Source organism: Streptomyces sp. NPDC031049 (assembly GCF_055571015.1).
In genome coordinates this window covers 1-21,699 of record NZ_JBVIGC010000033.1, presented here as the reverse complement: position 1 = coordinate 21,699, position 21,699 = coordinate 1, and the positions used below count along the sequence as shown (strand labels likewise).

Genomic DNA, 21,699 nt, shown 5'->3' with positions numbered 1-21,699 from the left:
GCTCGCGCCGTGACGCCTGCCCGCCCCACGCAGCCGCAGCCTACGGACCGGGGACCGGCACGCCGGTCAGAGCGGCAGCCTGTTGCCCTCTTCCGGCACCGACGACGACAGCGGGCCGCCCTCCGACCGCTCCGTCTTGCGCCCCTTGCACCCCGGCGACAGCGTGCGCGGGTCGACGGCCTCCGCCGGCGCCCCGGTGGCGTACAGCCCCTGGGGGTCGGCGTCACGGTCGTGCGGGAGCAGCCAGAAGACCCGGCGGCGGAAGGTGCCCGAGGAGCGGGACGGCTTGGCCTGCGGCCCGAGCAGCGCGTATCCGACCATGCGCCCGTCGCGGTGGTAGGCGGGCCTGCCGCGCCGGGACGGCAGCCGGTCCAGGCTCTGGCGGACGTAGTCGAGCGTGGATATGTCCTCCAGCCACACCAGTTCGGCCTCGTGGACGATCTCGTCCTCTGCGATGAGGGCGCTCATGCTGTCTCCTCGTCGGCGACCAGTCCGATACCCGGGTAGTACTTCCGCTGGTTGGACAGGATCATCTCCTTGGGCGAGGCCAGGCCCACGACCTCGCGGACCCGCGCCGCGAAGGCCCGGGACGAGACCGCCGGGGCTCCCTCATTCTGACACCAGGTCCGGTACGCGGCGTAGAGATGGGCCTGTTCGGCCCGCAGCGAGGGCTCGAGCCGGCACGATTCGCTCAGGAACCGGCCCGTGTGGTCCTCCGTCTCGGCATAGGCGGTCGTGGCGATCCTGACGCGCTCGGGGCCGGTGAGGTCCCGCTCCCCCGCCAAGTAGCGGCGTGCTCCGACGATCAGCCAGTTGAGGATGCCCGGCCCCTCCTCGGTGACGAGGATGTCCGCCAGATTGTCGATCTTGTGGTCGTCGGAGACCACACGCTCGAACGGGATGAGCCGCATCCGGCGCCAGAACGCGAACCCGCCCGTGCCGACCTCGGGCCGGTGGTTGCCCAGCAGCCACAGCTTGTGCGTCGGCGCGAAGCTGAAGAAGTCCTGGCGCATCCGGCGGGCCTTGATGCGGTCCCCGCCGGTGAGCAGCTTGACGCGGGCCTCGTCGAAGCGGTCGCCCGGCTTGACCTCGCTGCACACGATGACGCGCCTGCCGTGCAGCTCGGCCAGGTCCGTGGGGTGCCCCTCGTAGGGACGGGCCATCAGGAAGCCCGGCGGCGCCGCGTCCGCGTAGTCGCCCAGGAGCTTCATCAGCACGTCCAGCAGCACCGACTTGCCGTTCTTGCCGGAGCCGAACAGGAACGGCATCACCTGGCCGCCGACGTCGCCGGTGATGGAGTAGCCCAGCAGCAGGTGCAGGAAGCCGATCATCTCCTCGCCCTCGGCCCCGTCGCCGAAGGTGTCCGTGAGGAAGCGGTGCCAGCGCGGTGTGGGCATCGGTTCCGGCGCCGCGGTGGTGGACCGGGAGTGGAAGTCCTTGTCCGGGTCGGGCCTCCGGATCGCCCCCGTACGCAGGTCGACGATGCCGCCCGGCGTGCACAGCATGTACGGGTCGGCGTCCAGCAGCGCCGCGTTGAGCACCATGCCGGGTGCGGACTTCGCCTGGGTCAGCATCGCGTTCATCCCGCTCGTGCTCAGCGCCCTCCTGCGGTGCTGTTGCAGCGCGGAGGAGGTGAAGTGCCCGCGGGAGTCGGTCGTCGCCAGGGACTCGGCCAGATCACCGGCGGCCCACATCACGGTGTCGTCCTCGTCCATCAGCCAGCGGGTGCTGTCCCAGCGGAACCAGCCGAGCCCGGGAACGTGCCGGTAGTCACCGGCGTACAGCTTGACGAACAGCTTGGCGTTGCCGCGGTCGCTGAGGGTGTCCGGCAGCAGTCCGTCACTGGTCGCCTCCCCCTGCCCGGCGGGTTCCCCGACCGGAGTGTCCGGTCCCCCGCCCGGGGTGTCCGGTTCCCGGCCCGGGGTGTCCCCGTCCTGGCCGGACATGTCCCCGTCGTCCTGACCGGGAGCGCCGTTCGGCCACGACCGCTGCTCGGTCCGGGCGTACAGGATCTGGGCGGCGACCGCCTGCGGGTCGAAGAGGCTGTTGCCGTTCCTGGAGGTCATGAGCGCCCTTCCGTGTGCAGGGGGCGCAGCGCGCCGGCGTTCAGGCCACTGCGGATGATGGCTCCGTAGCGCCGCCGCTGCCCGGGGCGGGCCGACTCCGCCGTCTCGCGCAGCAGGCGTTCCGCCTCCGCCCGCTCCAAACGCCCGGCGGCCACCAGTCCTCCGGCGGTGTACGAGGCGCGGTTCAGCTTCTCGGAGAAGGCGGCGCCCTCGGCCACGGCGGCACAGGCCGCCACCTCGGCGAGTAAGGCGGCCAGGACACGGTCGGCGCCGTCCCGGCCTCCCCCGGCCGCCTGGACGGCCTGCCGGGCCCGAGGCGGCACCGGCCGGGGCGTCGGGACGTGGGCGGGCGGGAGATGCCCGGTGCGTTCCAGTTCCCGGGCGAGCCAGTTCGGCAGCAGGGCGGGCTCCCTCGCGTCCCCCACGGGCCGGTACATCCCGGCCCCGGTCAGGGTGCCGGGCGCGACGATGTACCCGCCGTGCGCCCGTACGTCGACCTGCCAGGCCAGGGCGCGGGTGCCCGACCCGGTGGAGCACTGCCAGCGGTGCCCCCGGTGGGACCGGTACCACACGTGCAGGCCTCCCGACGGCGTGCGCACCCGCAGGGTGGTGTCGTCGTCCGCCGGACTGACGGCGCCGCGCAGCGCGGCCAGGACGCCGATCGTGTGGAAGCCGTCGGCCAGTCCCGTCAGGTCGACGCTCGCGGGAATCTCGATGCCGGGCAGGAGCCGGTCCCGCTGCGGCAGTTCGCGTTCGTGGGCGTCGATGTCGAGGACCACCAGTCCGGCGGGCCCGCAGGCGACCCCGACGCCCAGATCCGGGCTGGCGCCCCACCAGCGCTCGATACGGACGTGGTCCAGCGTCGCCGCGTGGAATCCGTGGCACCAGCGACCGGCCGCGGGGCAGCCGCATCCCCGGTGGGTGTGTCCCGGCGCCCGGCAGGCGTCACAGTTGCCCGCCGGAGTCTTGCGTCCCGGCGCGAGCGGATGGACCGGCCAGCCCCGGGCCGCGCACCATCGGGCGATGGCCAGCGACCGTCCGGCGGCGGCCTGCCACACCGCACCACTGGGAGAGTCCCCCAGCTCAGAGGCCATCGCACCCCCCGTCAGCGACCCAAGCGACTGAGCAATGAGGACAGACTAGCGAAGCGGACGGGTCGCAAGCGGCCCATGAGACGACAAAGAATTCGGCAGTCCGTTTGCCCAGCGACCCAACCCGCGCCGGGCCAGCGACCCAGGTCTCTTCGGTCGCTTCGCTGACCGCCGAAGAAACCGCAGGTCACAGCGTCAAGAACCCAAGAACAGCGACTGAAGCGACTCAAGGTCTCTATATATGACGCACACACGCGCACACGCACACGCACGCCAATGCCGTCATATACCCGGGCCTTGAGTCGCTTCAGTCGCTGATCCCTGCACCACACCGCGCCGACCTGCGGGTTTTCCCCAGCGACCGAGAGCGACCCACGCGCTGCTCGGTCGCTTCCCTTCGGTCGCTACCTCCGCCACCAGCAGATTGCACCCGGTGGCCGAAGCGGAACCGGGCTTCCCGTAAGGCGGTTGGCAGCGACTCAAGCGACTCTGCACCGAACGTCCAGGGCGCTCCCCCGGCCGATGCACGACCGGGCCGTACTCATCCCGCCCGCGGGTCGCTTCAGTCGCTTGGGTCGCTGCCGACCGGTCCGGGCAAGCGGGTGTCCCCGGGCGTGCGGGGATCCCCGAGAGCCGGACGGCCCCGCCGAGGTCACCGGTCCACCGGATCGCCGGCCGCCTCCCGCTTCCGCTGATGCTCGTTGAGAATGCGCAGCATCTTGTCGAACTCCACATCGCTCATCTTGTGGATGAGATGCATCGCCAGGAACGCCCCGTCGTCGTACGGGAGTTTCCGCGGAGCACGGGCGTCGCCACCCGCCTCCTCACCGGACGCACCGTCAACCCGCGGCACCGGCACCGTCTCACCGCGCCGCACCGCCCGGTCACCGGCCGCCCGGTCACCGGCCCGGACGCCGACCGCCGACGGCGACGCGACCGCCGACCGGGAGCCGTCTGACGTCGGGGAGCCCTCTGACGTCCGGGAGACGTCAGGCATCGCGGAGACGTCAGGTGTCGGGGAATCGTCCGACTCTGGGGAGGCCCCTTCCGTCGGAGAGCCGTCCGACGCCGACGAGGTACCTGACGGCGTCTGCTCCTCACGGTCCCTGATTACGCCGTAATCACTCCCGGCCCCCACCGCCGGTTCCGTCCCGGCCCCCGCGCCCGAATCGTCGGCGCGCTGGGGTGCGGGAACAGCGGCAGGTTCAACGACCGGTTCCGGCGCGGCAATCGACGGTGCCGCCGCGGCGGCCACCACAGGCGCGCTGCCCTCCTGCGACTGCTCCGGCTGCGGAACCGCTCGCACCTCCGGCTGCTTCTCCGGCTGCTTGGCCGCCTGCTTCTCGGCTTCCTTGCGGGCACGCTCGGCCTTGAGTTCCTCCAGGGCCGCCGCCTGGGCCTCGTGCGGCTTGTTGCCCACCGCGCGCAGCAGGTCGATCGGCTCCTGCCCGATGCGCGCCTGAAGTTCGGGCGCGAGATTGAGCAGAGCGAGCCGTTGCGACACCCAGCCCTGGGAGCGGTGGAGCCGCTTGGCCAGGGCTCGTTGACTGCCGTGGATGACGAGGAGCCGCTGCAACGCCCGGGCCTCGTCGAGCTCTTCGAGGTCCTGGCGGTGGATGTTGGCGACGAGCGCGGACTCCAACAGCTCCTCGGAGGAAGCCCCTTGGTCGTCGCTGACCATCACCTTGACGGTGGCGAGTCCCGCCTCGCGGGCGGCGGCGAGCCGGCTGCTTCCGTCGATGACGACATGGGTCGTGTCCGGCTCCAGGTCGGCTTCCCGATCCGGGTTGACCCTCACATAGGCATCCCGGTTCATCACCGTGATCGCCTGCTTCTGACCGTGCGTCTTCAGGCTGCCCGCAAGGTCGGTGAGGTCACCGAGGGTGGACCGCGGGTTGTCCGGGTTGGGACTGATCCGGTGCGGAGGCAACTCGGTGGGCGGAGCCACGCCATCGGTCGGAACACCGGTGGCCGCCGCGACGGCCTGGCGTCGAGCGCTGACGGACCGCACTCCCCCACCGAAGCGACCGGCACCCAGCCTGTCGGCCTTGCTGCTCACAACACCTCCCGGGCCAGCGCGCGCATTCCGATGGCCTGCTGGGACTTGGGCGCATAGGACAGCAGCGGCCTCTTCACCCGCACCGCCTCCTTCTGCTCCTTGAGATCGCCGATCAGTCCGACGACCCTCGGATCCTTTATGTCGACCCACCCCTGAAGAGAGGAGGTCGCGATGTAGCCGCGCCGCGAGTCGTAGAGGTTCACGACGATGCCGAGGTAGTCGATGTCGACCTGGAGGTCGCCCCGCAGATCGTCGATCTGTGTGGTCAGCAACTCGTAGGCATCCGCGGAACTGTCCTCGGCCTGCACCACGATCAGAGCCCCGGACTGGCCCGGCTTCTCCCCGTTGCGCCGCCGCCCGTAATAGGCGGCGGCATCCATGCTCAGGCCGAGGCTCGGCGGGCAGTCGACGATGATTACGTCGTAATCACTCTCCAGCGGCGCCAGCGCCCGCTCGAGCGCGGCTTCCCGGGCCCGCACGGCGGACAGGCGTACGTCGAGCAGGAAAGCGTCGTTGCACGCGGGCAGCAGATGCAGCCGCCCCCCGAACGCCTCGTCGTCGACGGAGACGATCAGGTCGCGGAGATCTCCCTTGGGGTCGCCGGCCATGTGGTTGGTGAGGCTGTCACCGTTCATGGGCAGGGGAGAGGCGCCCAGCTGGTTGGTGAGGTGGCACTGCGGGTCGAAGTCGACGAGCAGAACCTGCTGACCGGGGCCGGGCAGGTTCTCGATGTCGAGCGGATCGCCGTCCGTCTCGACCTGGTCGCCTTGTACCTCGCTGTCCCGCAGCGCCTTGGTCAGAGCCTTGGCGACGCGGACGGGGTACAGGGCGTTGGAGTCCTCGGCGAGTGCCTCACCGAGGCCGGCGGTGATGGCGGTCTTGCCGACGCCACCCTTCTGGTTGCACACGATGACGCGGCGAGTGATCTCGGGCCGCTCGACATCCGGGGCGGGGTTGGTGTCCAGCCACAACTGGACGGACTGGGCCAGTCCCTGAATGAGGGACACCCGGCGGTCGGCAGCGATCCGACGGAAGTTCTCCCACTGCCCCGGCGGCAGGAACGTGGAGAACGAATCGGCACCGGAGGTGTCCACGCTCGCTGTGGCCGAGGCCAGTTCGCACCAGTCCCTGATGCTCTGCTCGACGGCGGCCTGGATCTCGATGCCGTGCTGAGCGGCTCTCACCTTGAGGTTCTGCCGAAGCCAACCCGGCAGTTTGGAGACGACCTTCTCCCGGTCGTTGGAAGCATCTGGCGAAGTCATGGAGGAAACCATACTAACGTCGAAGATCCTTTGAGCGACCGACACGTTAGTTATCCCTACTCGTTGGCGTGCCGGTCCCCCGCTTCCTCGCTCACCCGGTGATTACGCCGTAATCACCCCGGGCGGCGGCTCTCCTCGCCCCTGCCGCCGGCCGAACCACGGCCTGCTCCCTCGCCGAAGTGATTACGCCGTAATCACCATGCAGCGTGGTAGCTGTCCGAGGTGGTTGCTGGAAGCACACGCGCGCCTGATCGTCCGGGTGCGGACGACGTCGTGGCGGGCTTTCGGTGGTACAGGTCCAGAAGGGGCGGCGGGGGAGGTGCCGTAAGAGGGAGAGGGAGAGGGAGGGGGAGCAAGGCGAAGAGGGAGTGGGGGAGCGGCCTCAGCCACGGTAAGAGAGCGCACCAGCCCCACACGCTTCTGACCTGCACAGACGCCCGATCCGACCAAGACCGGCAGAACTGCCAGGCAGTTCCTCCAGCCGCCCAGGGGGTTCAGAGGATCTGGGTGCCCGGTTCCCTGGATCGTGGTGCCCAGATCCTACGAACCGCCTAGATTGACGTCACGTACATCTCTCCCCGCCCTCCGAGCCCTCGATCCGCCCTTCCCAGTGACCGTTGCCGGGCGGTACGGAGCCGCAAGGAACACGTCCTACAGGCGTGGTTGATTGACTTCCTGATCATGTACGTTAAGTTCATTTGGTCGGCCCCTCGGTCGTCTCCGTGATCACCGTCGAAGCCCACGCGTGGAGGGCCCTTTGGGAGCAGTACGCAGACTGGTCGACGCCGACACCGGCGAACCGGTCCCTTACGCGCCATACGCCTTCTCCGGCAGACACACACAGGTCGACAAGGCGCGCGTCGAGGCGATCACCGAGTCCAAGGCCTTCACACCCAGTCAGAAGTTCCTGGTCCTGTGGTGGATCGGTGTCTCACCCGAGGGGATGGAGCCACTGCGGGCAACGGGCGCGGACATCGCCAAGCGTGTCGGCATGTCCACGGACGCGGTAGGGAAGATCAACCGAAAGCTCGCCAAGCACCGCATCCTGGTGGTCCGCGGACGTATCGGAAACTACAACTTCTACCGAATCAGCCCTTACATTGCTTTCCACGGGACAGGGCTGGAACAGCGCGAAGCAGTGAAGACGTGCAACCCGCCGGACATCCCCGGTTTCGACGACAAGACCCCCGCACGGTGGGAGGCCCAGTGACCAGCGACGACAAGCAGAAGAACCTGGATCTGCTCAGGGCAACCGTCGGCATGACCGCCAACCAGCGTCTCGTCGTGATGCTGTACGCCCTGCACCCCACCGACCGGTCCGGCGCCGTTCTGGAGACCGCCGCCAATCTCGCGAAGCTCGTCGGTATGGCTCCGCCCGTCTTCTCCCGCACCCGCAAGCAGGTCATCGAGGCCGGCTGGCTCGAGGAGACGGAGAAGATCGGGCACATCAAGTACTACCGGCTCGACCCCAAGCAACTGGGCGAGAACGTCGTCGTCCCACTCCGCCGCGCGACCTGAGCCCCGGGGCCCCGGACCCACCCCGGGCCCGTCCTGAGGGTCGTACCTCATTGACGTCACGTACATGAGGTACGACCCTCAGGACGCCCTCGATGCACATCCAGGCAATCCCACGCCCTTGCCCCGCTGCTCCTTGCGTGCCCCCGCCCCTCACCGCCCCCGGTCCCTGCCCCTCCCTGCCCCCTCTCCCTCCTCCACCCGTCCCCCCAGGCACGCGCCGCGTACGGAATATGTACGCCATATGTACGCTGCCGGTACGTTCCTGCGGTAGCGTCGCGGTCGGGAGGTTGGTCATGTCGGAGTTGTTCGCGGCGGTGGACGCCCTGGTCGCGTCCCGCGCCCCGCTGCCCCCGCCGGAGGAGCGCAAGCGCCTGCGCAAGGCCCACGGCCTGACCGTGGACGAGGTGGCCACGGCCCTGCGCGTACGCCGCGCCACGGTCAGCGGCTGGGAGTCCGGCCGGACGGAGCCGCGCCCACCGGAGCGCGACGCCTACGCCCGACTCCTCGACAAGCTCGCCGAGCTGTACCCGGCCGACGCCCCCACCACCCCGACCGACCCACCTGCCGAGGAGCCGCCCCAGGACCCGGTCCAGGAGTCGGCCCCGGAACCACCCACCCCGGAACCGGCACCGGCACCGGCACCCACCCACACCTCCAAACCCCGGACCCCGCCCACGCAGCCCTCCGCCCCCTCCACCCCCTCCGAGCCCTCGTCCCCCGCCCGCTTCGAGAACGGCCCGCTGGCCGTCATCGACGCCGCCGACGGCCAGGCCGTCGCCTACTGCGTCGGGGGCCTGGTCCTCGACGTACCGGCCAAGACGCTTCCGGCCCTGGTCGAGTGGACGCTCAAGGAAGCGAAGCTGGGGCAGCCGAGACTGTCCGGGCCGGGCAAGGACGCCGACCCCCTCCTCGTGCTCACCGAGGCCGCGTGCACGCGCTACGGGCTGCCGGTGCGTCTCACCGACTCCGAACGCCTCGCCGGGCGGCTGCCGGACACCCACAAGACCGTCAAGCAGCTGACGCGCGCGGACTGGAAGCTCACCCAGCGCGGCTTCGGACCCTGGGCCCGCATCTACCGCCCGGCCCAGGGCACCGAACGCAACTGCGTCCAGCTGTGCATCCCGTCGTGGGACGCCCTCGACACCCGGCACTGGGCGGACGCCGCGCACCTCCCGCCCGCCGAGCTGGCCCGGGTGCTGGGCACCTACGCGACCCGGGTCATGACCCCCCGCGGGTCGACCGCCGTGACGGGCCTGGAGCTGATGACCGCCCTCCACCCACCGACCCGCGCCTCGGAACCCGACAAGCAGGGAAAGCGGCACAGCGAGCACAATCCCGGATCGCTGGGGAAGGACCCGGTGGAATGCGCCCCGCCCGAGGCCCCGGACGGCCACCCCCTGCTGGCCGACCTCCCGCGCTTCCACCGGCGCACCCCGGCGGAGATGCTGATGGAGGAGGCCTACGACTGGGCGCGCCCCCTCACCGACGAGGAATGCACCCGGCGCTACCTGGTCGGCATCGACGTCAACATGGCCTTCGCCGCGGGCGCCAACGGCCTGGTCGTCGGCCTGGGCGCGCCGACCCACGTCGAGCGCCCCGCGTTCGACCCCAAGCTCCCCGGCTCCTGGCTGGTCGACCTCTCCCACGTCGACCTGTCCCGGGTGAGACTGGGCAAAGAGTGGGTGCGGCTCGACGGTGACCTGCTGCCCAGCCCGTTCACCCCGTCCGGCGACAGGCCCGGGGGACCGGCCTGGTACGCCACACCCACGGTCGCCTACGCGGCGGAACTCGGCTACGAGGTGAACCCGATCGAGGCGTACGTGCGCCACGACAACGGCCGCTACCTGGACGCCTGGTACAACCGGCTGCGCGACGCATACATCGCGACCATGGCCGACCTCGGGGTGCCCTCCTCGGCGAGCCCCGAGGAGTTCCTCGCGGCCATGGACGGCCACCGGGACCGCGATCCCGACATGGCGATCGTCGTCTCGGCCATCAAGGCCACGGTCAAGGGCGGCATCGGCAAACTGCGTGAACGCCCGCGCGGCGAGGGCTGGAAGCCGGGCCGCCCCTGGCGGGCGCTGTCCCGGCCGACATGGCGACCGGACATCCGCGCCGCCGTCATCTCCCGCACCCGCGTCAACATGCACCGCAAACTCGTCAAGCACGCGGCCTTCACCGGCCAGTACCCTGTTGCCATCCTCTCCGACTGCGCCGTGTACGCGGCCGACGGGCCGTCCCCGCTCGACTTCCTGCCCTACCGCGAGGGCAAGCCGCTCCCGGGCGGCTGGCGACTGGGGGCCTCGCCGGGGATGGTCAAGCACGAAGGCACCCAGAGCGTGCTGTGGGGCGAGGGCCTGCGCGAGCAGTTCGACGCACCCGAACTCAACCTCGCCCGCTACATCAAGACCGGCGAGGTCACCACCGAGGACGCGGGGGAGTAGCCGCTGATGAGCCAGTTCGGCGATGGCCTGGAGAAGGCGGTGCAGCGCTCTTTCACCCGCCCCGTCCCGAAGTCGGCCGGCGCGCAGATGCGCTACCTGGTCAGACAGCTCAAGGGCACCCGGGCCGTGGCCGAACTCCTGCGGGTGTCACAGCGCACCGTCGAACGGTACGTCAAGAACCAGATCAGGCAGCCCCGTCCCGACCTCGCCGCCCGTCTGGAGGCAGAGGTCACCAAGCGCTGGCAGCCCCAGGTACGCGCACGGGCACGCCAGAGGGCGGCCACCACCGACGGCATCGTCATCGACACCCGTGCCCGCATCGGCTACACCGCACCGGTCGGCACCACCGACGACGCCCGCCTGCGCCACCTGACCGTCGCCCTGCCACCGCAGTACGCGGCCCGACTCTTCGAAGCGCAGCAACAGGGTGCCAGTGACCGCCTCTTGCAGGAGATCACCGCCGAGGGCCTCAGGGAGGTGTACTTCCAGGACGGCGGCCGCCGTGCCGGAAGCCTCCAGGAAGTCCGGTTCACCGACGTCGAGCACGTCGACTTCGAGCTGTAGAGACGTTCCGGCTGGTACCGCACGTCGGGCTACAGGCCCGTCATTTATCGAATGAAGCGTGGCTGAGCCCAGTGGGTGGCACAGGTACCTCCGCTCGCTGGTGGGCACCTGACCCGCCGCCGTGGTCGCCTTTCGGTGGTGCGGGTCAACGACGGGCGGCCAGAGAGAAGTCACGTACGAGGGCAACCCATGGCTGTGGCGCGCGCCCTCTTTATTAAGAGGCCGCGCCGCTCACATGCCCTCTGACCTGCACCTTTTCAGGGCCCATGGTGTCCTGGGGGACACATTTCGCACCTCGAAATGTCAATCTGGCGGTCACATTCGCTGGCAAAACTCAAGCTGTGCTTGATTTTCGAACGCGCCCGCCGCCCCCGACAACACCGCAGGTCAGCGCCCTGCCCTGTAGCCCCGACTGCCGCTCGGAAGGGGCTGAGCGTACGCTCGTACGTGTCACAATACGAGCACGCCAACTCAACCACTGCTTGAGTTTCTCCCGTGAAGGGCCGCAAAACTCAAGCTGGGCTTGACTTCTGAGCCGCTCTGTTCGAACGGCGCCGCACGAAGCCGCAGCTCCGCGTGTCGCCCAGGCAAAAGACAAGCCCTGCTTGATTTTTGGGCTACTCTCTGGACCGCCTGAGTAACAAAGGAGGTCCTGTGACAGCCGATCCACCAGCACCCCGACGGCCCCGAGCCGTCCCTGACGCCGCATCGGGCGACGCAGGCTTCGACGACCTCCTCCAAGTCCTCGGAGAACAACTCGGCGAAGTCACCCACAGCACAGACCCCCGCGGCCGACGCAAACTCAAGAACGTCACCTTCGAGTACGAGCCCGACCCCACGGCCGTCCACGACATGGCCGGAGACGCCGGCTACAGCCTGGCCTCCAACTGGTTCACCCAGCTCCTGGCCCAGCTCGCCGTCGCCAACTCCATCACCAAGTCCCAGCTGTGCGTCTTCCTCTACGTCGCCGGAGGACAACAACGCGGCACCGGCGTCGCCCAGTACACCCAGCAGGAGATCACCGACGGCCTCAACAGAATGGCCGACCAGAAGGGCGGCAAGCGCATCACCCGCTCCACGGTCAACCGCGCCATCAAAGCCCTGGTCGGCTACAAGTGGATCGAACAGCTGGGCAACGGCATGATCCAGCTCAACGTCCGCCTGTGGTTCCACGGCAACAGCAACGCCCAGCACGCCGTCCTCGAGAAGCTCGCGGCCCAGCACGACCGCGACCCCGCGGCCTTCCCCCACGGCATCGGCCCCGACGCCCACCAGGAGGAACTGGACCTCGACTTCGCCCCACAGCAGCTTCCGGGCTACGGAACGGGAAGGCGTACAGGGTGATACACAACCACCAACCACTCCGCCCACTGGCACGAGGAAGGAATACCGATGGCTGAGGTCATGTCACCGGTCGTGTCCGAACGCATCTGGGCCCTGCCCGTGTCCGGGGCGACGGTGAAGTTCCTGCAATACCTGCTCTACCGCAGCGACTTCGGAGGCCACCTCCCGGTACGGCAGAAGGACATGGCCACCGAATACCGCGTCACCCCCCAGGCCGTCAGCAACCTCATCGCACCCCTGTGCGAGCTGAACATCGTGCTGCGCCCGAAGAACGAGGACGGCAACCGCGGCAAGGGCAACTCCTACCGCCTGCACCCCCTTGCCGCCAAGTACGCCAGCCCCCAGGACATGGAAGCCGCCTTCCGCACGGCGATCGCCAGAATCAAGGCGGGAGACCTCCCCAACCTCCGCCTGCCCGCCTACGCCGCCGTACCCCCCACAGCGGACGGCCGCCCCAACCTCCAGGTCGCCTGACCCGAAAAAACCGGGGCCCCGCCGGAAAACCGGCGGGGCCCCGATGCCTGAGTAGAGGTCGTACCGCCACTATACCCAGCCACCCCCACCTCACCGCAGCCAAGCTCCCCCATCCGTGCCGCCCCACTACTCGCTCTACTCGCCAGGTCGGCGCGTCCACTGCATGCCGATGGTGGTGAGTTGTTCGATCCGTTCCGGGGACAGGGTGGCGGCTCTGCTGCGTTGGTTGCTGATCCACGCGCCCAGCTTCAGGTCCCGAACTTCCTGGTCCTCGCTGACGATCGTCTCGATGTGTTTTCTGGGGACGCGGAGGTGGCCTTCGCGCTCGTAGAACTGTTTGGCGGCGGTGTAGTTGAGGGCCCATGTGTCGGCCTGTGTACGGCGCGGCGGAGGCTTCTCGTCCTCGCTGGCGGGCTCGATCCCGAGGATGTGGTGGCACATCCACTGCTGGACGGTGGTGAGGTTGTTCCAGCCGTACCGGACGGAGCGCACCCACCGTCCGAGGTCCTCGCCTTGGTGTACGGCGTCGCGCGGCGAGGTGGGCAGTTCGCCGCCGGCTTCGAGGTGCTGGCGGGTGAGGTGGAAGCAGCGCTGCCATTCCACGGGCCAGGCGGGGCACCAGGAGGGGTCGATGTCCTCGAGCTGCTCGCGTCGTTCCTCCGGCAGCGCCCCGGCCGCCGATTCCACGGGCAGGCCCTGGGCTCGCCGCTGCTGGATCTCGGCTGCCTTGCGGGCGGCGGCGCGCTGGTTCTTCAGCCAGATGCCCACCTTGTAGCCCTGGTGGGTGGCGTTCAGCGGGGCCAGGAGGTGCCCGTGCTCCTCGGCCCACCCGCGGGCAGCCGCGAGGCCCTCTTCCCAGGCGACGTCGAAGTGCGACCACACCATGCCCAGCTTCTGCAGTTGCTCGACGCGGTCGGCGTTGATGCCGCCGCGGGCGTGGGAGCGCCGGTTGTCGGCGATCCACTGCCCCAGCGGGAAACCGGCGAGCGGGGCCGGCCAGCCCTCGTCTTCGGTCTCCTGGTCGTCGCGGCGGGGTACGCGGAACGTGAACGGGACTTTCAGGTCACCGTGCAGCCGCTGGTAGATGACGGCGGCCTCGATGCCGCGGCGCCAGTGCTGGTGCTCGGGGTGGAGGACCCGCAGGTTGATGAACGCCGCCAGTTGCGCGGGGTCCCGCGGGGTGGAGAACTTCAGCAACTGCCGCGCGGGCACCGACAGGCCGCCGGCCCCGCCGCCCTCACCCCGGCTCTCCTCACCCCCGCTGCGACTCTGCACGCCCCTGACACGGCTCGGCGCCTGCTGCTCGGCGAGCTGCTCCACCACCCGGGCATCGTGCGCCCTGAGGGCTTCCAGCAGCTTTGCGAGCCCGCCGTACGCCCGCGAGGTGAGCATGGTGTCGGGTGTCTCCCCGGGCCCGAGCAGTACCGGTACCACGAGTGAGGCGACCTTGCCCTCACCGGGCTGTATGCGCAGGGCCCGGCCCACCGCCTGGACGAGATCGGGCATGGAGCCGCGTACATCGGCCCAGTAGACGGAGTCGCAGTTCTTGGTGTCGACGCCTTCGCCCAGGACTCTCACGGACCCCAGGTAACTCTTCTCCACGACCGTGCCGTCCGTGGCCGTCCCGGACGCGAACCCCTCGAGAACCCGCTGCCGGTGGCCCGGCCTGTGGTCACCGCACAGCCAGTCCGCCCAGACCGTCTCCGGGTACTGCTCCGGGTCGGTGGCGTGCAGCTGCGCCGCGACGTGGGGGAGCCCGGCTGCGAACGCCTCGGCTTCCTTCACGACGTGGTGGAAGACGAGCGTGCGCCGGAAATCTTCCTCGGCCGAGGCCTTGAGCAGCGCGGTCTGGAGGGCGGCGAGCCGTGCTCCGCGTACCTGCTCGGATTGCGCGTCGGCGCCCAGGAGCTGGGCGGCCTGGAGCTGGGTGTCGGTGATGTCGATGCACACCACCTGGTACGGCGCGCAGATCCCGCGGTCGATCGCCTCCGACAGCGTCAGGGTGTGGCAGCGGGCCCCGAACGGGCCGTCCGGGTCGTCCTCCATCGACGCGACCAGCTCACCCGGCGTGCCCGGCTCGGCGTCCTGGTCGAGCTGCCACAGCCGCGGGGTGGCCGTCATGTACAGCCGGCGCAGGGCCGGGATGCGGGTGTTGTCGTGGACGGCCGCCCACGGCTTCCCGATCCGCCCCGATGTGCGGTGCGCCTCGTCGACCACGACCAGGTCCCACCCCGGCAGCCCGGCCCGGTGCGCGCGTTCCAGCGTGCCCTGTCCGAGGGAGGCGTACGTGGCGAACACGGTGATCTTGTCGAACGGCCGGGCCCAGTCGACCAGCTCGCTCACGTCCGTGGTGTTGGGGAAGGACACGTCCTCGCCCCGCAGGGAGGAGACCCCGATCATCGGACCCGTACAGCCTGCCTGGCGCCACGCGGCCTCGGTCTGCGCCAGGAGATCCAGCGAGGGTACGAGTACCAGCACGCGGCCGGCCCGCAGCTTCTCGGCGCTTCGGGCGGCGACGAGCGTCTTGCCGGACCCGGTTGCCATGATCACCTGGGTCCGCAGTCCCTGCGGCGGCACGACGGAGCGTGCGGGCGGCTGGAGCGCCCGCGACACCGCGTCCACGGCTTCTCGCTGGTGGGGGCGGAGTTCTAGCACTGCCATGTCCGATCAGCCTTGCCCTTCGGTCCGCGTCCGCGGCACCACGCAGCAGGAAGCATGTCACGCACGGCGGGGCGTGACCGCAGGTGGACGCGGCACCGGCATGCGCCGAGGAGAATCACTCCATGCGGATTCTGATCATCACCGCCGGTTCACGGGGGGACGTTGCGCCGTTCACGGGACTGGGGCGGCGTCTGCTGGACGAGGGACATCAGGTCGCCGTGGCCGCTCACCCGTCCTTCGCCGCACTCGTCGGCGGGTGCGGTCTCGACCACCGGCCGGTGCCGGGAGACCCGAAGGGGCTGATCCGGGACTGGGCCCGCGCGGAGTCGCGGGAGGAGGTCCGGGCGCTGACGAGGGTGTACGCGGACGGGCTCGCCGACGGGGTGGCAAAGGCCGCGGCGCGCGGAGCCGACCTGCTGCTCACCGCCTCCGGCCCGGCACCGCTCAGCCGGACGGCCGGCGAAGCGCTCGGTGTCCCCGTCATCGGCACCTACCTCGTACCGGCGTTCGCCACCCGGCAGTTCCCGCTGCCCGACGCACGCAACCCCCGCGACCTGGGACCGGAGGGCAACCTGGCCGCGGGCCGGGACGTGCTCAGGCGCGCGGAAGGAGTCTTCGCGGGCGCCGTGACCCGGCTGCGCTCCCGCCTCGGACTGCGCCCCGGCCCGCCCTCCCCGCCGGTGGGGGTCCGGCCGGTCTTCCACGGTTTCAGTCCGCTGGTGGTGCCGCGCCCGGGGGACTGGCCGTCCTGGGTGAAGGTGGCGGGTTACTGGTGGCCCGCGCGGCCGGAGGGCTGGCGGCCCCCGGCCGAGCTGGTCGATTTCCTCCAGGCCGGTCCGCCTCCGGTGTTCATCGGGTTCGGCAGTATGGCGGCGGGGGAGGGGGAGCGGCTCAGTGAGCTGGTGGCCGTGGCGGTGAAGCGGGCGGGCGTGCGCGCGGTGGTCCAGGCGGGATGGGCCGGCGTGAGCTGCTGCGGCCCCGACGTCCTGGCCGTCGGCGACATCCCGCACGACTGGCTGTTCCCACGCACGGCCGCCGTCGTCCACCACGCCGGGGCGGGCACCACGGCAGCCGGACTGCGGGCCGGGGTGCCCGCAGTGCCCGTTCCCGTCATGGCCGATCAGCCGTTCTGGGCGTCGCGCCTGTACGGCCTGGGAGTGTCCCCGCGCCCTGTGCCGTTCCGGGACCTGACCGCCGAAGCACTCGGCGACGCGATCACAGCCTGCCTGTCGGAACCGTCCCACGGCCGCCGCGCAGCCGAACTCGCCGCCGCTCTCGCCGCAGAGGACGCCACCGCACCGCTGCTCGCCCACATCGGCTCAGAAACGCCCATGGCCGCATGCCGCACGGTTACCTCGGTGCCTTCAGGCCCGTCATGATCATGACGGAGTGCGCGCGAGGAAGGTGACGACATGACCGGACCGGGTCCGAGCGACGTGCTGGCGCGAGCCTTCGAGCAGCAGCGTGAGCGCCTGGTGGCGGTCGCTCACCGGATGCTCGGGTCGCGGGCGGAGGCCGAGGACGCGGTACAGGAGGCGTGGATCCGGCTGGCGCGGCAGGACGCGGCGGCGATCGACAACCTGGCCGGCTGGCTGACCACCGTGGTCGGCCGGGTCTGCCTCGATGTGCTGCGCTCGCGGAAGAACCGGGCCGTGCTGTCGTACGAGGACCGGCTGCCCGAACTGCTGGTGACCGTGGACGACGAGGCGGCGCCCGAGGACGACGCGATACTCGCCGAATCGGTCGGGCTGGCCCTGCTGGTGGTACTCGACACCCTCACACCCACCGAGCGGCTGGCGTTCGTCCTGCACGACATGTTCGCGGTGCCCTTCGCCGAGATCGGCGAGATCATCGGCCGGTCCACCGACGCGACCAAGATGCTCACGAGCCGGGCCCGCCGGAAGGTACGGGGCACACCGCCGCCGCAGCAGGAGCCGCGGCGGCAGCGCGCGGTGGTCGACGCGTTCCTCGCCGCCGCACGGAACGGGGACTTCGAAGGGCTCGTAGGGCTGCTCGATCCGGAGGTGACCTGGCGCACCTACCACACGCAGGGCGTGACGACCACGGTCGGGGCGGCCGAGGTGGCCGGTCCGGTCCTGCGCGGCATCCGATCGACGACCTCGGTGCTCCCGGTCCTGGTCAACGGCGAGCCCGGCTTCGTGGCCTGGGGGGCGAACGGCAAGGTGCTCGGCGTGGCGGCGTGCACCGTGGTCGACGGCCGGATCGTCGAGCTTTTGACCGTGAGCGACCGCAGGCGCCTGGACGCCATGGGCCTGCCCGAGCGTCCCGAGTAGCGCAGACCGAGCGCTGGGCCTGTTACGTCCCCGCGACGGGCTTCGTCATAGGGGTGCAAGCACCCTGAGGACGAAGGAACCAACACCCGGTCCCGCCCCTCCCAGACCCCGGCCAAGGGACGACAACACCCATGAACACCGCACTGTGGATCATCACCGGCCTGCTGACCGCCGTCTTCCTGTTCTCCGGCTTCGGGAAGCTGTTCGTCCCGCGCGAGAAGATGGCCGCGATGGGCGACGCCGCGCGCTGGGTCCTCGACTTCAAGCCCGGCACCCTCAAGGCCATCGGAGCACTCGAGATCCTCGGTGCCGCGGGCCTCGTCCTGCCCGCCGTGCTCGACATCGCGCCGACACTCGTCCCGCTGGCTGCCACCGGCCTGGCCCTGATCATGATCGGCGCCGTGCTCCTGCGGGTCCGCCGCGGCGAGACCAGAGCCGCACTGCTGGACGGGGGCTACCTCGCCCTGACGGCCTTCGTGGCGGCCGGCCGCTTCGCACTGGAACCCTTCACCGGCTGACCGATGTCGTCCGGCCTGATCACCCTGTGAGAAGCCAGACAGTACACCGTTCCCTGAATTCACGGAGGCGTGTATTATCCTTGGGGTGCTGACCGTCGTCTCCGACATCGAGGTGCTGGCCCGCTTCGGCCGCGCGCTCGCCGACCCCATCCGCTGCCGCATCCTGCTCGCCCTGCGCGATGCCCCCGCCTACCCGTCGGACCTCGCCGACGCACTCGGGGTCTCCCGCACACGGTTGTCGAACCATCTGACGTGTCTGCGTGACTGCGGGCTGGTCGTCACGGTGCCCGACGGCCGCCGCACCCGCTACGAACTCGCCGATCCCCGCCTCGCCCACGCACTGGACGACCTGCGCACCGCCGTGGTGGCCGTCGAAACCGACAAGACATGCGCCGACGCCGCGGACCGGGGATGCTGCCCATGACCGCGGTGTCCCTCGGGCCCTCCCCGGCCCGCCGTGACGCGCTGACCCGGCGCATCCGCCTGCTGGTCGGTGCGACCATCGCCTACAACGTCATCGAGGCGGCCACCGCGATCACCGCCGGCACCATCGCCTCCTCCACCGCCCTGGTCGGCTTCGGCCTGGACTCGGTCGTCGAGGTCTCCTCCGCAGCCGCCGTGGCCTGGCAGTTCTCCGCCCGCGAGCACGCCGTACGCGAGGCCCGCGAGAAGACCACCCTGCGGATCATCGCCATCTCGTTCTTCGCCCTGGCCGCCTACGTCACCGCCGACGCGATCCGCACACTGGCCGGCACCGGCGAAGCAGAACACTCCCTCCCCGGCATCGTGCTGGCCGCCCTGTCCCTGACGGTCATGCCGTTCCTGTCCGCCGCCCAGCGCAAAGCCGGCCGCGAACTCGCCTCCGCCAGCGCCGTCGCCGACTCCAGACAAACCCTGCTGTGCACCTACCTCTCCGCCGTCCTCCTGACCGGCCTGCTCCTCAACGCCACCCTCGGATGGGCCTGGGCCGATCCCATCGCGGCCCTCGTCATCGCAACCGTCGCCGTCAAGGAAGGCCACGACGCCTGGCACGGCAAGAACTGCGGCTGCCCGCCCCCCACCACCACAGAGGCCCTCCCCACGGACACGGAGGCAAATACATGCGACACCTGCCCGCCCGACTGCGACTGCTGCAACTGACCGAGCCCGGACACGGAGAGGCCCCCTGAGCTGCCCTGGCCCTCTCCGCGTACGCGCCTGTGAGCGGTCACGAGACTCTCGTACGGCTCCGGACCGGAAGCGGCGCCGGGCGTCCACCGGCGGCCGATGCTCACGGCTGGAGACCGGACTTCCTCGCACCAGTACCCAAACCGAAGCCGCCGACCGGCCGGTCCCGTTAGACGGCCGGGTGACCTGGGTCTGGGCGCTGACGGGACGGCTCGGCGGTACTGCCGTTCGCTGCGGTGTTGGGTAGGAGGATCTTTCTGGGGTGTGTGGCTGCTGGTGGGTTGGTGGTCTGTTATCTGATGGCCCGCCGTCCTCAGCTCTTCCGCTCACCCAGGACGCAGAACTCGTTGCCCTCCGGGTCGAGGAGGGTCACCCAGTGCTGCTCGTCCTGCACGGTGTCGGCGAGCCGAGCACCGAGGGAGAGCAGCCGGGCGACCTCGGCCTCCTGATCGTCGGGGCGGAAGTCGGGGTGGAGCCGATTCTTCGACGTCTTGCCCTCGGGCACAGGCACGAAGAGCAGCCCCGGCATCTGGTCCGGCTCAGGCCGAATTTCGATGATCTCTTCGGTTTCGTCGACCACTACCCAGCCGAGAGCCTCAGCCCACCAGTGTCCGAGGGCGACGGGGTCAGCGGAGTCGACGATGATCTGTTCCCATTCCAGTGCCATGGGGCTGAGCTTAGACAGGGCCGGTGGCCTATCCGCCCTTCCGTCGATCCGACATCCGTCGCCGAATGGGCCTTGCCGGAACCCTCGCTGCCCATCCTCGCCTCCCAGATCAAGACCGGCGGCCATCCGGAGAAGTGGCCCGCGCTGGGAGACGGTTCTGCGGGCTCTAAGTGGAAGCGGGCTGGGGTGGTCACCTACATCTGTGACCAGTTTCGCCGGAGGATCCGTACCGGAAAGGGCCGCTGTCCGCACCTGGTGACGCCGAAGTGGACTCCCAGTTGGTCAAGGGCGCCTCCACCGTCGGCTGCAACAGCCGCGGCTACAACGCCGCGAGGACCGCGACCGCCTCAGGCTCACTCTTCGCATCGTTTCCCGGCCCAAAGGAACCAAGGGCTTCGTCGTGCTGCCCCGCCGCTGGAAGGCAGAGCGCACGATCGGCTGGTGCCAGAACGCCCGCTGCAACGCTCACGACTACGAACGCCTCCCCAGCACTCCGAAGCCCACGTGAACTGGGCCCTCATCACCACGATGACCCGCCGCCTCACCCGCAAGAGCCCTCGCACCAGTCATTCGATGAAGAGGGCGCACTGATCATGCGACGTCAGAAATCGCGGACAGGTTCAAGGAACTCGAGCCGATTGCCCAGCTTGTCGAACGCATAGAAGCGATCGTGGCCAGGGAAGTTGTCATCCCAAGTGACGCTTACGCCTCGGTCTTCCAACCGCTTGGCGAGCGCCCGGAGCGAGGTAACAAGGATGCCTGGATGCGCCTTTCTGTTCGGGCGGAAGTCCTCTTCCCCCAAGTGGACCTCCAGGCCACCACCTCGGAACCAGCACCCACCGCGAGCCGCCAGCACCGGCGGCTTCTCGAGCTCTGTCATGCCGAGTACGTCTCCCCAAAACTCGCGGCAGATTTCCTCGGCGCCTGGAGGGATTGCGAGCTGCACGTGATGCAGGCCGCCAAAGGCGTATTCGAGCGTTCCCTGAGCCACATCTGCTCCTCCGCCAAAGAATCTCGACGTCAAGATAATGAGAGTCGAGCGGCCCAGGCAAGGGTGGGGACTCGGCTGGGGGAGCGGCAGTGAGTCGTGTGGGCGCCGTGACTGGGTTCCTTGCTGTCCCGACTACGGGCAGCGGTCACTCGACCGTCCCTTTTGATGAGGCGCCGGAAGCAGTCTGGCTGCTGTGGACTGGTGAAGTCCTGATGGCAGTGGTCCACTGCCATCCTGGTGACGATCCCGCCGGGCTTCTGGGATGTGGGCCGGCCGGATCGGTGGGGTTCACCAGCTCCAGATTTCATCCACGCATCATTTTGATGCACACCGGCAGCAACAGGGTCGCGGCACACCCCGGGCCCGACGACCACCCCTGACACTCCGTCACCTGCAAGAGCCGGCCACCTCACCATCCCCTTGCCGCCCGGGCCGCAGGCCCGTGAAGTGAGCCGCGCGCAGCGCGGCTCACCAAGTGACGCGAAGCGTCACTCGTGGCCGGAGCGCAGCGGAGGCCACCCCGCGGGGCAACGCCCCGCACGCTCCGGGAGCGCAGCGGACGGAGCGTCATCCGCCTTG

General features: G+C 69.9%; 20 protein-coding genes. 12 read left to right on the top strand and 8 right to left on the bottom strand.

The annotated features are described in order from the left end of the window. Nucleotides 1–66: 66 nt before the first annotated feature. From ACZ45Q_RS33460 to ACZ45Q_RS33440, 5 genes are all read right to left on the bottom strand, one after another. Nucleotides 67–468: a DUF6009 family protein gene (locus ACZ45Q_RS33460; protein ID WP_468268760.1), complete on the bottom strand. Its 402-nt coding sequence runs from the start codon at nucleotides 466–468 to the stop codon at nucleotides 67–69. Beyond that, nucleotides 465–2,066 (bottom strand): DNA primase family protein, encoded by a 1,602-nt coding sequence (locus ACZ45Q_RS33455; protein WP_468268757.1) that lies wholly within the window; start codon nucleotides 2,064–2,066, stop codon nucleotides 465–467. Before ACZ45Q_RS33455 ends, ACZ45Q_RS33460 begins: the two co-directional genes overlap by 4 nt. Next, nucleotides 2,063–3,091 carry a bifunctional DNA primase/polymerase gene (locus tag ACZ45Q_RS33450; protein WP_468268778.1) on the bottom strand — a complete coding sequence of 343 codons (1,029 nt, stop codon included), beginning with the start codon at nucleotides 3,089–3,091 and terminating at the stop codon, nucleotides 2,063–2,065. Before ACZ45Q_RS33450 ends, ACZ45Q_RS33455 begins: the two co-directional genes overlap by 4 nt. Before the next feature lie 718 nt (nucleotides 3,092–3,809). Further along, complete coding sequence (locus ACZ45Q_RS33445) at nucleotides 3,810–5,216, bottom strand: ParB/RepB/Spo0J family partition protein (protein WP_468268754.1); 1,407 nt, start codon at nucleotides 5,214–5,216, stop codon at nucleotides 3,810–3,812. Beyond that, nucleotides 5,213–6,478, bottom strand: a complete 1,266-nt coding sequence (locus tag ACZ45Q_RS33440) for a ParA family protein (RefSeq protein ID WP_468268751.1) — start codon at nucleotides 6,476–6,478, stop codon at nucleotides 5,213–5,215. Before ACZ45Q_RS33440 ends, ACZ45Q_RS33445 begins: the two co-directional genes overlap by 4 nt. Before the next feature lie 757 nt (nucleotides 6,479–7,235). Between ACZ45Q_RS33440 and ACZ45Q_RS33435 the strand changes: the two genes are divergently transcribed. From ACZ45Q_RS33435 to ACZ45Q_RS33410, 6 genes are all read left to right on the top strand, one after another. After that, nucleotides 7,236–7,688 carry a MarR family transcriptional regulator gene (locus tag ACZ45Q_RS33435; RefSeq protein ID WP_468268748.1) on the top strand — a complete coding sequence of 151 codons (453 nt, stop codon included), beginning with the start codon at nucleotides 7,236–7,238 and terminating at the stop codon, nucleotides 7,686–7,688. After that, nucleotides 7,685–7,996: a replication initiation protein, RepL2 gene (locus ACZ45Q_RS33430; protein ID WP_468268746.1), complete on the top strand. Its 312-nt coding sequence runs from the start codon at nucleotides 7,685–7,687 to the stop codon at nucleotides 7,994–7,996. The genes ACZ45Q_RS33435 and ACZ45Q_RS33430 overlap by 4 nt, the downstream gene beginning before the upstream one ends. A 293-nt stretch (nucleotides 7,997–8,289) precedes the next feature. Beyond that, nucleotides 8,290–10,440: a telomere-associated protein Tap gene (gene tap / locus ACZ45Q_RS33425; RefSeq protein ID WP_468268743.1), complete on the top strand. Its 2,151-nt coding sequence runs from the start codon at nucleotides 8,290–8,292 to the stop codon at nucleotides 10,438–10,440. Between the two features lie 6 nt (nucleotides 10,441–10,446). Beyond that, nucleotides 10,447–11,004: a telomere-protecting terminal protein Tpg gene (gene tpg / locus ACZ45Q_RS33420; RefSeq protein WP_468268740.1), complete on the top strand. Its 558-nt coding sequence runs from the start codon at nucleotides 10,447–10,449 to the stop codon at nucleotides 11,002–11,004. Nucleotides 11,005–11,658: 654 nt separating this feature from the next. Continuing rightward, nucleotides 11,659–12,348 (top strand): hypothetical protein, encoded by a 690-nt coding sequence (locus ACZ45Q_RS33415; RefSeq protein ID WP_468268737.1) that lies wholly within the window; start codon nucleotides 11,659–11,661, stop codon nucleotides 12,346–12,348. A 48-nt stretch (nucleotides 12,349–12,396) separates the two neighbouring features. Beyond that, nucleotides 12,397–12,822, top strand: a complete 426-nt coding sequence (locus ACZ45Q_RS33410; RefSeq protein WP_468268734.1) for a hypothetical protein — start codon at nucleotides 12,397–12,399, stop codon at nucleotides 12,820–12,822. A gap of 135 nt (nucleotides 12,823–12,957) precedes the next feature. Here the strand turns inward: ACZ45Q_RS33410 and ACZ45Q_RS33405 are convergent, their stop codons facing one another. Continuing rightward, the gene (locus ACZ45Q_RS33405) at nucleotides 12,958–15,483 is read right to left on the bottom strand and encodes a helicase associated domain-containing protein (RefSeq protein WP_468268731.1); all 2,526 of its coding nucleotides are present in this window, start codon (nucleotides 15,481–15,483) and stop codon (nucleotides 12,958–12,960) included. A 122-nt stretch (nucleotides 15,484–15,605) separates the two neighbouring features. Between ACZ45Q_RS33405 and ACZ45Q_RS33400 the strand changes: the two genes are divergently transcribed. The 5 genes from ACZ45Q_RS33400 (at nucleotide 15,606) to ACZ45Q_RS33380 (ending at nucleotide 19,435) form a co-directional block, all read left to right on the top strand. After that, complete coding sequence (locus ACZ45Q_RS33400; RefSeq protein WP_468268728.1) at nucleotides 15,606–16,862, top strand: glycosyltransferase; 1,257 nt, start codon at nucleotides 15,606–15,608, stop codon at nucleotides 16,860–16,862. Between the two features lie 33 nt (nucleotides 16,863–16,895). Further along, the gene (locus ACZ45Q_RS33395; RefSeq protein ID WP_468268725.1) at nucleotides 16,896–17,777 is read left to right on the top strand and encodes a sigma-70 family RNA polymerase sigma factor; all 882 of its coding nucleotides are present in this window, start codon (nucleotides 16,896–16,898) and stop codon (nucleotides 17,775–17,777) included. A 131-nt stretch (nucleotides 17,778–17,908) separates the two neighbouring features. Beyond that, nucleotides 17,909–18,295: a DoxX family protein gene (locus ACZ45Q_RS33390; protein WP_468268722.1), complete on the top strand. Its 387-nt coding sequence runs from the start codon at nucleotides 17,909–17,911 to the stop codon at nucleotides 18,293–18,295. An 85-nt stretch (nucleotides 18,296–18,380) separates the two neighbouring features. Beyond that, nucleotides 18,381–18,719, top strand: coding sequence for an ArsR/SmtB family transcription factor (locus ACZ45Q_RS33385; protein ID WP_468268719.1), 339 nt, complete (start codon nucleotides 18,381–18,383; stop codon nucleotides 18,717–18,719). Then, nucleotides 18,716–19,435: a cation efflux transmembrane domain-containing protein gene (locus ACZ45Q_RS33380; RefSeq protein ID WP_468268716.1), complete on the top strand. Its 720-nt coding sequence runs from the start codon at nucleotides 18,716–18,718 to the stop codon at nucleotides 19,433–19,435. The genes ACZ45Q_RS33385 and ACZ45Q_RS33380 overlap by 4 nt, the downstream gene beginning before the upstream one ends. 340 nt (nucleotides 19,436–19,775) lie before the next feature. Here ACZ45Q_RS33380 and ACZ45Q_RS33375 read toward each other — a convergent pair whose 3' ends face one another. Beyond that, complete coding sequence (locus tag ACZ45Q_RS33375; RefSeq protein ID WP_468268713.1) at nucleotides 19,776–20,129, bottom strand: VOC family protein; 354 nt, start codon at nucleotides 20,127–20,129, stop codon at nucleotides 19,776–19,778. Between the two features lie 304 nt (nucleotides 20,130–20,433). On the opposite strand from ACZ45Q_RS33375, the gene ACZ45Q_RS33370 reads away from it, so the two are divergent. Continuing rightward, nucleotides 20,434–20,637, top strand: coding sequence for a transposase (locus ACZ45Q_RS33370; protein WP_468268775.1), 204 nt, complete (start codon nucleotides 20,434–20,436; stop codon nucleotides 20,635–20,637). A 93-nt stretch (nucleotides 20,638–20,730) separates the two neighbouring features. Here ACZ45Q_RS33370 and ACZ45Q_RS33365 read toward each other — a convergent pair whose 3' ends face one another. Further along, nucleotides 20,731–21,120 (bottom strand): VOC family protein, encoded by a 390-nt coding sequence (locus ACZ45Q_RS33365; RefSeq protein WP_468268710.1) that lies wholly within the window; start codon nucleotides 21,118–21,120, stop codon nucleotides 20,731–20,733. Nucleotides 21,121–21,699: the final 579 nt, after the last annotated feature.

Coding starts and splice junctions, on each gene's coding strand:
- ACZ45Q_RS33460 (WP_468268760.1), bottom strand. CDS start 468: ATGAGCGCCCTCATCGCAGAGGACGAGATCGTCCACGAGGCCGAACTG.
- ACZ45Q_RS33455 (WP_468268757.1), bottom strand. CDS start 2,066: ATGACCTCCAGGAACGGCAACAGCCTCTTCGACCCGCAGGCGGTCGCC.
- ACZ45Q_RS33440 (WP_468268751.1), bottom strand. CDS start 6,478: ATGACTTCGCCAGATGCTTCCAACGACCGGGAGAAGGTCGTCTCCAAA.
- tap (WP_468268743.1), top strand. CDS start 8,290: ATGTCGGAGTTGTTCGCGGCGGTGGACGCCCTGGTCGCGTCCCGCGCC.
- tpg (WP_468268740.1), top strand. CDS start 10,447: ATGAGCCAGTTCGGCGATGGCCTGGAGAAGGCGGTGCAGCGCTCTTTC.
- ACZ45Q_RS33410 (WP_468268734.1), top strand. CDS start 12,397: ATGGCTGAGGTCATGTCACCGGTCGTGTCCGAACGCATCTGGGCCCTG.
- ACZ45Q_RS33405 (WP_468268731.1), bottom strand. CDS start 15,483: ATGGCAGTGCTAGAACTCCGCCCCCACCAGCGAGAAGCCGTGGACGCG.
- ACZ45Q_RS33400 (WP_468268728.1), top strand. CDS start 15,606: ATGCGGATTCTGATCATCACCGCCGGTTCACGGGGGGACGTTGCGCCG.
- ACZ45Q_RS33395 (WP_468268725.1), top strand. CDS start 16,896: ATGACCGGACCGGGTCCGAGCGACGTGCTGGCGCGAGCCTTCGAGCAG.
- ACZ45Q_RS33390 (WP_468268722.1), top strand. CDS start 17,909: ATGAACACCGCACTGTGGATCATCACCGGCCTGCTGACCGCCGTCTTC.
- ACZ45Q_RS33380 (WP_468268716.1), top strand. CDS start 18,716: ATGACCGCGGTGTCCCTCGGGCCCTCCCCGGCCCGCCGTGACGCGCTG.
- ACZ45Q_RS33375 (WP_468268713.1), bottom strand. CDS start 20,129: ATGGCACTGGAATGGGAACAGATCATCGTCGACTCCGCTGACCCCGTC.